The organism is Nostoc sp. UHCC 0302, assembly GCF_038096175.1.
Classification (GTDB): domain Bacteria; phylum Cyanobacteriota; class Cyanobacteriia; order Cyanobacteriales; family Nostocaceae; genus UHCC-0302.
In genome coordinates, this window is the sequence record NZ_CP151099.1 from 3,833,297 (window position 1) to 3,847,956 (window position 14,660).

At 40.9% G+C, this 14,660-nt stretch carries 14 protein-coding genes and 1 tRNA gene; 7 read left to right on the forward strand and 8 right to left on the reverse strand.

Annotation, left to right across the window (positions count from 1 at the left end; translation table 11 throughout):
* Window positions 1-36 precede the first annotated feature (36 nt).
* A complete protein-coding gene (locus WKK05_RS16645) occupies window positions 37-231 on the forward strand; it encodes a hypothetical protein (RefSeq protein ID WP_341530704.1) in 195 nt (64 codons plus the stop codon).
* Between the two features lie 493 nt (window positions 232-724).
* Here the strand turns inward: WKK05_RS16645 and WKK05_RS16650 are convergent, their stop codons facing one another.
* Complete coding sequence (locus WKK05_RS16650) at window positions 725-1,288, reverse strand: DUF2808 domain-containing protein (protein WP_341531105.1); 564 nt, start codon at window positions 1,286-1,288, stop codon at window positions 725-727.
* An 84-nt stretch (window positions 1,289-1,372) separates the two neighbouring features.
* Window positions 1,373-1,894, reverse strand: coding sequence for a hypothetical protein (locus WKK05_RS16655; protein ID WP_341530705.1), 522 nt, complete (start codon window positions 1,892-1,894; stop codon window positions 1,373-1,375).
* Window positions 1,895-2,503: 609 nt separating this feature from the next.
* On the opposite strand from WKK05_RS16655, the gene WKK05_RS16660 reads away from it, so the two are divergent.
* From WKK05_RS16660 to crcB (WKK05_RS16670), 3 genes are all read left to right on the forward strand, one after another.
* Window positions 2,504-3,355: a protein-glutamate O-methyltransferase CheR gene (locus tag WKK05_RS16660; protein ID WP_341530706.1), complete on the forward strand. Its 852-nt coding sequence runs from the start codon at window positions 2,504-2,506 to the stop codon at window positions 3,353-3,355.
* A 667-nt stretch (window positions 3,356-4,022) separates the two neighbouring features.
* Window positions 4,023-4,412: a fluoride efflux transporter CrcB gene (crcB, locus tag WKK05_RS16665; protein ID WP_341530707.1), complete on the forward strand. Its 390-nt coding sequence runs from the start codon at window positions 4,023-4,025 to the stop codon at window positions 4,410-4,412.
* A 94-nt stretch (window positions 4,413-4,506) separates the two neighbouring features.
* Window positions 4,507-4,914: a fluoride efflux transporter CrcB gene (crcB, locus tag WKK05_RS16670; RefSeq protein ID WP_341530708.1), complete on the forward strand. Its 408-nt coding sequence runs from the start codon at window positions 4,507-4,509 to the stop codon at window positions 4,912-4,914.
* Between the two features lie 128 nt (window positions 4,915-5,042).
* Here crcB (WKK05_RS16670) and WKK05_RS16675 read toward each other — a convergent pair whose 3' ends face one another.
* The 5 genes from WKK05_RS16675 to WKK05_RS16695 form a co-directional block, all read right to left on the reverse strand.
* Window positions 5,043-5,645: a heme-copper oxidase subunit III gene (locus WKK05_RS16675; RefSeq protein WP_341530709.1), complete on the reverse strand. Its 603-nt coding sequence runs from the start codon at window positions 5,643-5,645 to the stop codon at window positions 5,043-5,045.
* Between the two features lie 96 nt (window positions 5,646-5,741).
* On the reverse strand, window positions 5,742-7,427 hold the full coding sequence (gene ctaD, locus WKK05_RS16680) for a cytochrome c oxidase subunit I (protein WP_341530710.1): 1,686 nt from the start codon (window positions 7,425-7,427) through the stop codon (window positions 5,742-5,744).
* 69 nt (window positions 7,428-7,496) lie between these two features.
* A complete protein-coding gene (locus tag WKK05_RS16685) occupies window positions 7,497-8,444 on the reverse strand; it encodes a cytochrome c oxidase subunit II (RefSeq protein WP_341530711.1) in 948 nt (315 codons plus the stop codon).
* 105 nt (window positions 8,445-8,549) lie between these two features.
* The gene (locus tag WKK05_RS16690; protein WP_341531106.1) at window positions 8,550-9,155 is read right to left on the reverse strand and encodes a DUF2231 domain-containing protein; all 606 of its coding nucleotides are present in this window, start codon (window positions 9,153-9,155) and stop codon (window positions 8,550-8,552) included.
* The gene (locus tag WKK05_RS16695) at window positions 9,152-9,652 is read right to left on the reverse strand and encodes a DUF2231 domain-containing protein (RefSeq protein WP_341530712.1); all 501 of its coding nucleotides are present in this window, start codon (window positions 9,650-9,652) and stop codon (window positions 9,152-9,154) included. The genes WKK05_RS16690 and WKK05_RS16695 overlap by 4 nt, the downstream gene beginning before the upstream one ends.
* Before the next feature lie 821 nt (window positions 9,653-10,473).
* Between WKK05_RS16695 and WKK05_RS16700 the strand changes: the two genes are divergently transcribed.
* The 3 genes from WKK05_RS16700 (at window position 10,474) to WKK05_RS16710 (ending at window position 13,508) form a co-directional block, all read left to right on the forward strand.
* Window positions 10,474-11,046, forward strand: coding sequence for a chemotaxis protein CheB (locus WKK05_RS16700; RefSeq protein ID WP_341530713.1), 573 nt, complete (start codon window positions 10,474-10,476; stop codon window positions 11,044-11,046).
* 3 nt (window positions 11,047-11,049) lie between these two features.
* Entirely contained in the window at window positions 11,050-13,200 is a 2,151-nt protein-coding gene (locus tag WKK05_RS16705) for a response regulator (protein WP_341530714.1), read from the forward strand.
* Window positions 13,201-13,437: 237 nt separating this feature from the next.
* Window positions 13,438-13,508: transfer RNA gene (locus WKK05_RS16710), tRNA-Cys, on the forward strand.
* 274 nt (window positions 13,509-13,782) lie between these two features.
* Here WKK05_RS16710 and WKK05_RS16715 read toward each other — a convergent pair.
* Window positions 13,783-14,577 carry a MinD/ParA family protein gene (locus tag WKK05_RS16715; RefSeq protein ID WP_341530715.1) on the reverse strand — a complete coding sequence of 265 codons (795 nt, stop codon included), beginning with the start codon at window positions 14,575-14,577 and terminating at the stop codon, window positions 13,783-13,785.
* Between the last annotated feature and the right edge of the window lie 83 nt (window positions 14,578-14,660).

The following is a 14,660-nucleotide window of genomic DNA, read 5'->3' on the forward strand; positions in this document are numbered from 1 at the left end:
ATTGATGATTGCAACACATCCTTGGGTGAAGACGCGATGAATCGCGTCTCTACAGATGGCCTATTTGGCCTATTTGTCATATTCTTTTTTCAAAGTGGTATTAATTGTAGTTTTACTCTTGTGGCTTTAGGTGTTGTCCTTGAAGAGATTTTAGAGAATTATAAAACAAAAGCGATCGCCTCAACTAGAAGATACCAGAGAAGCGATCGCAACAATAAATTTGCACAATAAAAGCATTTTATACTCTATTAAAAAATTGACTTAGGTACTTATGGCAGATTAAACATACATATCATTAGACTGATATTTATAGTCTTTGCCTCATCGTAATGCTGAGTCAAGAATGAGAAAGTATCCTCTGATAAAATGAAAAGATATAGAGAAGCCAGGTATAACCTGGCACGAAAACCGAGACTAATTCTTAAACAGAATAGTAACAGATACGTATTTGAAGACCAATAGATATGCAACAATCTCTATTGTAGATTTCGCCTTTTGATATTGTGTGTGAAACCTACATTAATAGAAAGATTTTGCCATGTTTATCAAATCAACTCAAGCTAATTAACAACTTATTTTAGAATTCAGAAGCGGAGCCGGAGACGCTCCGCCTCCGGTTAGTAGTCAGAAGTAAAATTGGCTCTATATCTGACTTTTAAATTTAAAAAGTGTATTTGATTAACTTGCAAACTGCTGTAAATTACTATTTCATTAGACAGCGCTGTTAAAAGAACCAATTTCTCTCATTTCCATAGAACTGAAACCTGCCAAAGCCAAGAAATTGACCATGAGATTTTTCACCTACTGGAAATGCCGTAACGCCCAATAAGTAGACACCAGAAAAACTGGGATTCTTCACTGGACGCAGGGCAATTGTGACTGTTTGCCCCGGAGTTACAGGTGGGTCAAAATTCACAGAAACTGTGCGTGTCTCGCGTGTTCTCGTCACTGCACCCAATGTCAGTTGAGATCCTTTGCGAGCGCTTGTGCCTACAAATGCGCGAGTATTATCAAGGTCATAGCGGATATTCTCTGCTCCCTCTCGCTGGGTAATAGTTACTCTTTGCAGCGGTTCTCCTGCATTCTCCGGCAAGCTGATGGTGAAATAGTAAGTTGCACCCCAAACATTTACCCCTTTATAGGTAGTTGTTGCACTAACTAAGCTTGGTGGTTGGACAAAGTATACTGTACCATCTCTAAGCTGCACTGCTTGAGTTACCTGAGTGGCAACTCCTTCGATACCTATTGTTAAAGAAAGCGCTATTAAAAACCAAGTTGCAGCACGCATCATTAAATTTAGAAGTACTGATTGAAAAAACCCCGCTTATTCTAATTGTAGTTCCTTGTAAATGAGTGACTTGGGGATTTTAATTTAAACTAGGAATGTTACGCCTAAAAAAGCGATTACCACTATTGAAATCCCAGCTAGCCATCTGACTTGAGAGCGCAGATTTTTAATCTCTTGGGTTAGAGTTTCTGTTTGTAATGAGTTATATGATGGTTGAAGTTGTTCAACTTTAACAGCGACTTCTTTTGGTTTATCTTCTGTATTTTTAAAAGTAACCTGTGTGTGTAACCAGTTAGTAATTAGTTGCGGGCAGTTTTTCTTAAACCAGTTTAAGGCTATAGCTCTAAAAACTGGTTTAGACATTCGTGCTATTGCTTTCATCACCCTGTTTAAAGGGCGCAAACGAAGCTTTTGGTTGATTAGGTTGACTGAGCCGACATCATAGAGACAATCTAGAATTAGTTTTACAGTGGCTTCTTCACTATTAATTAAATTCTGTAGCAAAAGCAGAACATCATGCATACGTTCCGCTTCAATATATTTCTCTGTTAATGTTTCTGGCGGCTGTACTGATGTTTTTAGGGTGTTCTGTCTAACTATTGTCATATTGGTAACATAACAGTCACGTTACTTTAAGTACACCTATCTATCGAGAGAAATAGGTTTTATCTAGAGAAAGAATTCAAAAATTGAGTGAAAACAAGTAAATTTACGATAAAAAGGTGAATTAAATCAATATTCTTATTCTAATTCTAAAAAGTTCACTCTTTGGATATGGTAGGCAATTTATGTGACTGAATGATTTGCGTCACACTTATTTATGTTTTAATGCTGAAATAGAGGATATCCCAGAAGATGCGATCGCCCAACGAGCAGTGGCAAAGCCAATGGCGTCTCTACTATTTCCTGCCCAACCGTAGTCTATTCCGGTGAAAATGGCTGCAAATGGTTATTGCTGTGCCAATGTCAACAGCTTCTGCTAACAATTAATGATAAATAAGCTATTTTATGAACAATAGCTCTTGTCAATAGAGATAAACCAATCTCATTAATCCCTTTCCCGGAAAAGGAATGGAGAAAAAACGGTTTTACGTCTCTGGTAGGAGATAACAGCCTATATTGGATCTAAGTGCAAACCATTGTATTTGCTTGGCTAGCTCCCAACAATTTAAATTGTTGAATAGCTAGCGCATTTTAGTAATTGGCTGAGCATATATGCTAACTCATACTAAGACCTTGCCCAAACCTACCTTGCAAGATATCGAAATACAGTTGCTATTGGAAGGTATATACCAATACTACGGTTATGACTTTCGTAATTATGCTCTCTCTTCACTTAAGCGCCGGATTCAAAATTTTGTGCAACTAGAAGGGTTAGCGAATATTTCTGCATTACAAGAGAAGTTACTCCATAATCATGCCTATCTAGAACGATTTTTGCTAGGTATGACAGTGAATGTAACATCAATGTTTCGCGATCCTAGCTTTTATCAAACATTTAGAAAACAAGTTATCCCCTTTTTGCAAACTTATCCATTTATTCGCATCTGGCACGCAGGATGCTCTACAGGAGAAGAAGTCTATTCAATGGCAATCCTGCTGCAAGAAGAAGGGCTTTACCACCGTTGTCGCTTGTATGCTACAGACACTAACGAGAGAGTACTACAAACCGCCAAGAGCGGTATTTTCTCTTTAAAATTAATGCAGGAATATACTCAGCTTTATCTAAAAGCAGGTGGTAAACGCTCTTTTTCAGAATATTATACAGCGGCTTATGATAATGCTATTTTTCGAGCATCCTTAAGAGAAAACGTTGTCTTCGCTCAGCATAATTTGGCAACTGACGGTTCATTTAACGAGTTTAATGTCATTCTTTGTCGTAACGTTCTAATATATTTCAATCAGGTACTTCAAAAACGGGTACACGAACTTTTTTATAATAGCCTTTGTAATTTTGGGGTTTTGGGGTTAGGACGACAAGAATCTATTAGATTCACTCCTTATGAGCCATATTATGAAGAGATAGCTAAGAGTGAAAAGCTATACAAAAAAATTACAGGCGGGTAAAATAAACGAGATTTTAGCTTTTAGATGAAATCTAAATATATGTTAAAGAAACGATAAAAATGCTTCTTCCAAAACCTGAAGCTATTTTACAAAATTTTGATTTGTGGCTCTCCTATAGAAGCTTCTACTTCACAACTGTATTTGTAGACGAAATTATTGATTAAAGCTAATAATAGCAGTTTTTTATAAAAGAACTGCGTGTATATTAAAATATCCTACTTTTCCTACTTTATAAAACTTATTGATAAGCCCATTTAGCAAATTATTCATTTTCTAAAAACATATTAATATAACTGCATTTTAGCATTTTATTACCTGTATTTTAAGCTTGACACTTGAAGAATAATTCAGAATTTAGGAGCGGATGTTACACATATTCATTGCCAATTTTAGATCCAGCCTTATATAATTCAATTCAACGAATTTCTTTTAATAGAAATTTCCAAATATAGCAATCCTATAATGAGTTGTAAAAAAATTCACCCCCCGGCTAATGCCGTCCCCCCTTAGTAAGGGGAGCCACTGCGTTGGGCGGGTTTCCCGACTTGTAGCAAGTGGCGTGGGACTACAGGGGGATCGCAACAATCTCAAATTTTCACGAATGATTTAGGACTGCTATATATATGCAAAACAACTCAAAAACTGAGCGCAGAGAGTTCCAAAACTAGTGTCAGACATAACTAATGTTTTCTCAATTGCGATAGGTGCAGTTCCTGGTGCGCTATCGCGGTTTTATATCACAGAATGGACAAAAACTAAATTGGGGACAAAATTTCCCTATGCAACATTTGCTATTAATCTGACTGGATGCTTAGCAATGGGTTTCTTTTTCACGATTTCTAAAGGAATTACAAGCTATCCATCAGAATTAGATTTACTAATTAGAACTGGATTTTTAGGTTCTTACACCACATTTTCAACCTATGGCTTTGATGCTCTGACTCTATGGCGTAGTAAACAAAAGACTGCGACAATGTTTTATTGGGCTGGGAGTGCAGTGATAGGATTGGGAGCAGTGATTTTAGGAATAGCGATCGCCAAGCTTTTCGTGAATTAATTTCCTCAAGTCATAAAAAAGGTTGGGATACACCTTAAAGCAAGTTTGAAAAAAGTCTTTACAACAAAGCACAAATATTTTTAGATAAAAAACAATGAATTTTTTGAGAGGACGTTATTCCCTAGCTGTGGCGATCGGGGCAATTTTTGGAGCATTAAGTCGTTTTTATGTAACCGAATTTGCAAAATCTGTTTTTGGAAAAGATTTTGGCTTTTACGGCACATTCTTTATTAATGTGAGCGGCTGTTTAGTGATTGCTTATATTTTGACTCTAGCGGTTGAGAGTATTCGCATCATCTCACCTGAACTACGCCTGATGACGACAACGGGTTTCTGTGGTGCATATACTACTTTTTCAACCTATGGCTTGGAATCAAGGAATTTCTTAGATAAGGGCGATATCACAGTACTATTGATTTATTTTGTTGGTAGTGCGATCGCTGGAATGATTGGCATTCAAATCGGTGTTTTATTGGCAAGATCAAGCGTTCAGAGGTCTTAAATTATAGTTGTTTTTTTTAATCGCAAAGTAGACTGATTATATTATTTAGGGAAAAGTTAAAGGTAAAAAGAAAAATTTTTTCCTTTAGCCTTTAACACTTTTCCTCTTTTTTACAAAAGGTCTAGCTTTTACTGCCAAACGTAAATGAGGATAAACAAAATAATCCAGATGACATCGACAAAATGCCAGAACAACGAGGTAGCATTGACGCCAAAGTGACCTGTATCGTAGTTGCCTGGAATGAGCGATCGCACTAAAATAATCAACTGTAACAGGATACCCGTAAAAACGTGCAACCCGTGAAAACCTGTTAACAGGTAAAACGTCCCTCCGAATGTCCCCGACGTGAAGCCAAAAGTGAGGTGACTCCATTCAACGGCTTGTCCAAATAAAAAGTAGCTTCCCATCGCCATAGTTGCCAAAAGATACAGGCGGAAACCCATTAAGTTGTGGCGTTGAAGGGCGCGTTCTGCTAAGTAGATGACAAAGCTACTAGCGACAAGAATTACTGTGTTGATTGCCGGTTCCTTAACTTCTAGTCCAGAAACACCAGCTGGGAGCCAGTTAGGAGTTGTTGTTTTGTAAATAATATATCCTGCAAAAAAACTCAGGAAAATCACACTTTCAGATAGTAAGAACACAATGAAGCCAAACATTTTGTTGCCTTCTTCATCGTGGCTATGCTCACTACTTACCTGGTGCAACTCATCTGAATTAATATAACTGTCCATTGCTGAAATTCTCCTTTAACTTACAGACTGAAAAGGCTTTAAATTGAAACGCGAAGGGAAGCGCAGAGGGCTTCTGCGTCTTCCCGATTCTCTGCGTTAATGTATGCCTGTCAGAGTCGAGTGGCCAGTAGCTTCTGCTGTCAACGGTTCCGATTTACCGTAGCCGTAGGGTTCACTAATGACAATCGGAATTTCTTCAAAGTTCTCTACTGGAGGAGGTGAAGAAACCATCCACTCCAGTCCAATAGCCCGCCAAGGATTATCAGGTGCTTTCTCACCTTGCATCCAAGAAACCACCATATTGAAAATGAAGGGTAAGGTGGACACTCCTAACAAAAATCCACCAAGACTAGCAATAACATTCCAGAATGTATACTCTGGTGCGTAAGACGCGACTCGGCGTAACATTCCTTGCAATCCTAATGGATGCATGGGTAAAAAGTTGAGGTTAGTACCGATGAATGCCAACCAGAAATGCAATTTACCCCAACCTTCGTAGTACATCCGCCCAGTCATCTTGGGGAACCAGTGATAGATGGCCGCATACAAGCCCATCGTTACTGTACCGTAGAGAACATAGTGGAAGTGACCGACTACAAAGTAGGTGTTGTTAACGTGAACATCAACAGGCACAGAAGAAAGCATGATGCCTGTGATGCCAGCGAAAACAAACATTACCAATCCACCCAAGGCAAATAGCATTGGTGTATTTAGCCGCAACTTCCCGCCCCAAATGGTTGCTACCCAAGCAAATACCTTAATGCCCGTAGGTACAGATACACACATCGTCGTCAGCATAAAAATCATCCGCATCCACCCAGGAGTGCCGCTGACATACATATGGTGTACCCAAACAATACCGCTGACTACAGCAATCAAAATCGATGAAATAGCAACTACTTTGTAACCAAATAAAGGTTTACGTGAATAAACCGGGAATATTTCCGAGAATATGCCGAATATAGGCAAAATAATCACGTAAACGGCGGGATGGGAGTAGAACCAGAAGTAATGCTGAAACATTACCGGATTCCCACCTTTGGCGGGGTCAAAAAAGGCAGTGCCAGCTGTAAGGTCGAGTAACAGCATTACTGCGCCTGCTGTTAGTGCAGGTAATCCAAACAGTTGGATAATTTGGGCGCTAAAGACTGCCCAAACAAATAGGGGCATCCGAAAGAAACCCATACCTGGCGCTCGCATCTTCACGATGGTAGTCACAAAGTTCACCGCCCCCATAATTGAGGAGACGCCTGATACTGCCACTGCTAGTAGCCAGAGAACTTGACCATTAATTAAGTTACCTGTCGGATTCTGAAGACTGACCGGTGGGTAAGCCCACCAGCCTGCTTGAGCTGGGCCACCAGGAACAAAGAAGCTGCTCATCAAGAGAATGCCGACTACTGGAACCATCCAGAAGGCAACCGCATTGAGGCGAGGAAATGCCATATCTCGCGCCCCAATCATTAGAGGTACTAAATAGTTAGCAAGACCAACTAATGAGGGAAATGTCCACAAAAACAGCATCACAGTGCCGTGCATGGTGAACATACCGTTGTAGACAGTGCGATCGACTAAATCTGATTCGGGTGTCAGCAGTTCTCCGCGAATCACCATCGCGAAGATGCCACCAACTAGAAAGAAGAGGAATGAGGTAACAAGATACTGGATACCAATAACCTTGTGGTCAACGCTAAAGCTGAAGTATTGCTTCCAGCCGCCTGGATTTTCGTGGTGAGGGTGTTCCCCAGCAATACTGATACTATCAATAGGAATATTTGTCATCGCTTAGTTTCCTTTTAATGCGGAGTCAAGAGTCAAGGGTAAAAATCAAATACTATAGATTTTGGACTATTAACCTTTTGACTCTGGACTCACCGCAGGGACATTGACCAGAGGAGGTGCAGCAGGTGCAACTGTCGCCCAACCAGTTTTGACTGATTGATTGGAGGCTGCGGCATATTCAGAAGCTGCTTGATTTTTTGCCACTGATGGTTTGTGAGTTGCTGCTTGCGCTAGCCACTGGTGATAAGCTTCAGGAGATTCAACAATCACATTTGCTTGCATGGTTGCAAAGTATGTGCCGCTATATTGAGAATCGGTCAATCGGTACTCACCGCTGCGGACGGGAGTAAATTCAAAGTCGATCGCGTGGTTAGGAATAATGTCTTGCTTGAGTCGGAACGCGGGAATGTAAAAGCCGTGCAGAACATCTTCTGATTTCAGGGCCAAACGCACTCGGCGATCGCTTGGTAAATGCAATTCAGTACTGGTAATATCTTTTTCTGGGTAATGGAATACCCAAGCCCATTGTTTGGCTACGACATCAATTTTTTCTACAGGTTCAGCTAAGGCACTAATTGGCGCGTCTTTCGGTGCTGCATAAGCTGATTCCATTCCCATTGGATTATGTAAATGTACAATTTCCATTGGGCCTTGAATTCCCATTTGCTCATAGGTTTGGTAGCTGTAGCCAGCAATCCAAAACACTAGGAGAATTGGGATGGCTGTCCAAACAACTTCTAGGGTGATATTACCCTCAATTGCTGGGCCATCACTATAATCATCCTTTTCTGCCCGATGGAAAAGCACAGAATACATCAGAGTGCTAGTCACTCCTAAGAAGATGAATGCACCCAGTGTTACCAAAAAGCTAATCAAATCATCAACTAGTCGAGATTCGGCTGCCGCTTGTGGAGGAAGCCAGGAGTAAGCCTGCTTGCCGATCCAGAGACTGGTAGCAGTCACAGCGATCGCGCCTGTAAGCAAGGTCAATATGTTTAAAATCTTCTGGATTTTCATTGGTCATTCGTTATTGGGCATTGGTCATTGAGCATTGGGCATTGGTCATTGGTCATTGGTCATTAACAAGTGACAAAGGACAAAGGACTAATGACAAAAAACAAATTACTTAAGTGTTGTGTTTAGGTCTTGACCTAATCGCAGCAAACTATCAGCAGTATTGTGTATGCCAAACTCGGTAGCCATTTGCGCCCCTAGTGTTCCGTGGACGAACATAATCAACATCACTACTATCCCTGTGAGCAAATAACTCCACTGCACCTGTTTATCTGCGTTTTTGCCCCAAACGTAACGCTGCCATCCTCTCCAAATGGTTAAGCCAACAAACACTGCTAATAAGAAAACACCACCAATGCCGTGCCAAAGCATGGTTTCCATTGCGTGTAATCCCCAGGCGCTTTTCACATTGGCTGGTGGTGTTGCCAGCATAATTTCGTAAAAGCCTGCTGCTACTGTGAAAAAGGTGATGATGCTGGAAGCTACCATGTTGTACCAGCCAACATCAAAAAAGTTGTCGCGTTCTACAGTAATTGCCAAAAATTTGAACACCCATTTTTGGAAGGGGAACAAAACACCGACAATATCAAAGGTCATCCCAATGATGAACAAACCAATGGTGAGATGTACTAAATTGGGATGAATAGGAATGCTGTAAGGCAGTCCGTTAGCACCAATTTGAGTGCTTAATTGGTCAATCAGTTCCGATTTCATCGCAAAATACCATCCTTTACTGCTTCCACCACTGGCACTGTATGCAGTCCATACACCCACACAAGTTGATCTCCGAGATATACCTGGAAGCCAACTATTAGCATCAAAATTAGCCCGGCTCCCAGATAATAAATTGGTACTTTTTGAGGGTTGCGGCTACGAATTACATAGCGCCACGCTGTAATTGCCGCGATGATTCCAGACAGTGACCAACCGACTAGCGTATGTAAACTTAATACTGATTTAGTTAGGCTGTAAGGCTGTGCTAAGCCTGCTTCAAACTGACCAAAAATGATAGCTACGAAAATAGCGATCGTAGCAACAAACATATTCCACCAACTCACCTCAAAGAGACGAGTTTTACCAGTAAAATAGCCAATTACATCGCAAAAAAAGGCAAACAATACCATCGCAATTACGAAGTGGACAACGATGGGATGAATGGTATCGGGATAAGGTAAATTGTGATCGTTCAAAGACGTAAAATACTCAAACATGGTGTTCTCCTGGGCTTATCTACTGCACCTGAGCCAAATTTCAATGATTCATGGATACTTACTAACATCACCATAAGCATCCATCGATAGATAACCGAGGAAAGGATAAAAGACAGAACGGGGCAATGTAATTTGTTACGTCACAAGGTATCAAGCACTAATTTCATTCATGGAGATTCCCTTCTGCTTCAAGAAACCTATAAGCGGTAAAAGCGACGCTCTACAGTTCTCTCTACTTTTATAGTGAATGATTGTGAGTGCGATTCATTTCCTCGTGTCGGTAGTCTGCAACAGCAATTTTTGATGTAGCTAAAATCAAATTGCTGTCACTTGGTTGATTTACTTTATCTATCTTTTAGCTTAAGTAAATTTTTATGAATTGTCAAAAAATAAAAAGTTAAAATTTTAAAATTAGCTAGCTATCAAAAAAATAGTTTTTATGATGTATCTATTTTTGCACTAATTAAAATATTATTAAGTTGCAGATAAAATATTTTATATTTGTAAATGATTGCACATTTGTCAAATATTTGTTTGTACTCCAAATAACAGCAATATCTACTTTACAGTAGTTGGTATAGTGGCAAAATCAAGGTAAGTTAGTAATTGTGCTGGATTTGGAGAATCCTGAAACTATGTTAGGAAAATGGGTACTAGAGGTGAGGGGCTAGGGATGAGGAGGATAAGGGAGATGAAGGAGAATAACTAATGCTCAATGCCCCATACTTCGACAAAGCTACCTCGGCTCCGCTCGGCACAAGTCAGTACAAGTGCCCCATGCACGATCCCCAATCCCACATTCCCCAATGAGGGTTAAACTAGTGACTTTTAAAATTGTGGTCATTGGTACTTCATTAGGTGGATTGTCTGCACTGAAAATCGTCTTGGAAAACTTACCAGCAGATTTTCCTGTGCCGATCGCAATCGTACAACACCGCCATAAGGAGTCTGACAACACACTCAAGCAATTCTTACAAGAACACTCTTTGTTACCAATTCAAGAAGTAGAAGACAAAGATGAAATACTACCGAGCCATGTCTACCTAGCTCCAGCAGATTACCACTTACTGGTAGAACAAGGGTACTTTGCTCTATCTACTGATGAGCCTGTTTCTTATGCCCGACCATCTATCGATGTACTGTTTGAGTCGGCTGCTGATATCTACGGCGAGCAAGTCATTGCTGTCATATTGACAGGAGCAAACCAAGATGGTAAGCAAGGTCTTATCAAAGTCAAAGCGCGGGGAGGACTTACCATTGTTCAGAAACCTGCCACAGCTGAAAGCTCAATTATGCCAGAAGCAGCAATATCTGCTGTTGCAGTAGACTGGATTTTGTCCCTCTCTGACATTGCTGCCCAAATGGTTAAGCTTTGTCACTCTATACGGAAATAACCCATGCAAATGGAACCCAAAGTAAACATCCTCCTAGTGGATGATAAACTAGAAAATTTGCTGGCGCTAGAGGCAATCCTAGAAAAACTAGGAGAAAATTTAGTGAGAGCTACTTCTGGGGAAGAAGCTTTGAGGTGCATCCTGCATCAGGACTTTGCAGTAATTTTGCTGGATGTGCAAATGCCAGGGATAGATGGCTTTGAAACTGCTACCTTAATTCGGAATCGGGGGCGATCGCGCCAAACTCCTATTATCTTTCTCACGGCCTTTAGTACTAGCGACCAAATGCTGTTTAAAGGTTATTCCTTGGGTGCAGTTGATTATCTGCTCAAACCAATAGACCCGAATATCTTGACTTCTAAAGTCATAGTCTTCGTTGAACTATTTAAGAAAACAGAAGCAGTTAAGCAACAGGCGGCGCAGCTAGTAGCAATAAATGCTGAACTCAGGCAAAGTGAAGAACGTTTCCGTTCACTGAGTACCTGTTCACCCGTAGGGATTTTTGAGACTGATACGGAAGGTCACTGTAAGTACACTAATCCTCGCTATCAGTCGATTTGTGGCTTGAGGGCAACAGAGAGTTTAGAAAAGAGGTGGTTAGAATCAGTTCATCCAGAAGATAGAGAGCAAGCGATCACCACTTGGTCTGAGTACATTCGCCAAGGTCGTAACTACTCTGAAGAGTTTCGGTTTCAAACTGCTCATGGTAGCGTTCGCTGGGTTCAGGTTCGCTCATCACCAATGCTTTCCGGTCAAGGTGAACTACTGGGATATGTAGGAACCCTTGAAGATATTACCGAACGCAAGCAAGCAGAAGAAGTCCGCGCTCAAGTAATTCGCGAACAGACAGCAAGGCAGGAAGCTGAAGCTGCAAATCGGATGAAAGATGAGTTTCTCGCTGTTCTCTCCCACGAACTCCGCACACCTTTGACCTCGATGTTAGGTTGGGCAAAAATACTCCGTGCTAAGAAACTGGACGAAAAAGCCACTGCCCGCGCCTTGGAAGCAATTGAACGCAATGCTACCTCTCAGGTGCAACTGATTGAAGATATCTTGGATGTATCACGGATTATCCGTGGTCAATTGCGGTTAAATGTATGCGCTGTGAATCTGCTCCCTGTAATGGAGGCAGCATTAGAGGCAGTGCGTCCCTTGGCAGAGACAAAAGGTATTCAATTAAACACCGCCTTGGATACTTGCGTAGGCTCAGTTTATGGTGATCCAGCTCGGTTACAGCAAATTGTCTGGAATTTACTAACTAACGCTATTAAATTTACGCCCAAGGGTGGTAGGGCAGACGTTATCTTATCAGTGGTTAGTGGTCATGAAATACAAATAATAACTGAAAACCAACACTACGAGCCAGAAAACGGCGTACCTGTACCAACTAATAAATATGCTCAAATTCAAGTTATAGATACAGGTATTGGCATCACACCAGAGTTTTTACCCAAAGTTTTTGAGCGGTTTCGGCAGGCAGACAGTACCACAACGCGATCGCACAATGGGCTAGGATTAGGACTGGCGATTGTCCGTCATTTGGTGGAACTGCACAAAGGCATGATCTTTGCAGAGAGTGCGGGAACAGGAGAAGGAGCAACCTTTACCGTCAGACTGCCACTGTTGCAAGATAATCGGGGTAACAGAAACAAGTCAGAGGGCCGGCTTTCTGCAATCGGAACTTTAGAAGAGAGTAAAGAAACAAAGGAAGAAATTTCCTCGCCTACGGTCTCTACCCCTCTAGCTGGATTAAAAGTTTTAGTTGTAGATGATGAAGCAGATACCCGTAACTTTCTCAGCTTTATGTTTGAGGAATATGGCGCAGTTGCAACGGCGGTAGCATCAGTTGATGAAGCGCTAGCAGTATTTGAACAATCACAACCAGATATTTTAATTAGCGATATTGGAATGTCTGAGCAAGATGGTTACACCCTAATTCGTCAACTGCGCTCTTTAGAAACCCAAAAAGGTGGACATATTCCGGCGATCGCCTTAACAGCATACACGCGAGAAGAAGACCGATTACAAGCACTTTCGGCAGGGTTTCAGCAGCATTTAGCTAAGCCAATTGACCCTAATGAACTGATTGCTGTGGTTACCAGTCTTTTAGAACTACCTCTGCAAGTTCACTCTAGTAAATTAGGACGAGTTTAAAAAATCCCAGTAACTACAGAAAATGAATTGTTAATAATTAGTTATCAAACAATAGTAAATAATCATGCTCTTTTACCAGAGCATCAATTCATACTATATTGAACTTGTCAAGTATTCCATATTTAAAAGCTTCTACTATGTTTACCTTGTGGGTCTTATGCTATTATGGTTTAGCTGAGACCCCAATGGCTCGTAACCAACAAGTGTTTTTGGGTAGTCTAAGGTAAAAAGAAGTGCGGCGGCATAGCCAAGTGGTAAGGCAGAGGTCTGCAAAACCTCCACCCCCGGTTCAAATCCGGGTGCCGCCTTCAAGGGTTCCAGGGTTTTCAGGATAACCTAAACAGATAAACTGGGGTAAATGATAGCCATGCCGATAGCCAAAGGGTAACTTAGGGGGTAAGTCTGGGTATAACTTGACTAACTACTGCCCAAATTCCGGCTGATAGGAGTTGTTTGCAGATAATTGTATTTGTCTGCCACTATTGGTAATTTCTCGATTTGTAGAATAAAAAATCCCCAGCAATTTGTTTGGGCAATCATTCTTCTGCACGAAACGAAAATCATACTCTTGATCAGCAACACCTATTTTACGAATAATTTGGCTCCAGAACCAGTGATTTGCTTGGCGATCGCATTAATTTTTTGAGTCCATGAATGATCTGGATACCGTAAACAGAAAATGCCACCACTCCCTAAATCGAACATCTCTTCACAAACAGGCAGTATTCCAGCCACAGGAGTTTTGTAGGTCTTCTCCACTCGTTGCTGTAACTCTTTGAAATTCAAAGATGGCAGCGCTTTGTTGATTACTAGCAACATTTTAGGCACTTCTAATTTACGGGCAACATCTATAGCAACTGCTGTACCTTGATAATCCTGTTTGTCTGGACGGAGAATCAGCACAAGGACATCAGAAAGAATAATCGATAGCAACGTTTCTTCGTTAATGCCAGGATGAGTATCGATTAACAGATAGTCCAGTTTTAAACGACGCACTAGATTACGTAAACCATCATTAAGCAAGCGTGCGTCATAGCCTTCGCGCAAGATTCGAGAAATGTCACTCATTTTAATGCTAGAAGGAATCAGATGAACACTCCCCTGGCGACCAAAAAATGTTTGTTTTTGTTTGAGAACTGCGCTAACGTCATAGACTGCTTCTTCAATCTGACAACGACCCCATAGATAATCATTTAGGGTGTAGCGGATTTTCTCTTCTTCAAGACCAAATAGAACGTGGATTCCTGGAGATTGAATATCAGTATCAACTATCCCAACTCGCTTTCCAGAGCGAGCGATTAGAGTTGCAAGATTACTCGTAAGGTTTGATTTACCAGTTCCGCCACGGAATGAGTGAATTGAAATAATTTCAGACATAATAAATCCTCAATATTAATTTTTAATCCGTAATGGGCTATGCTAACGCCTTAGTAGCGTTAAGTAGGTAGGCACCGAAATTT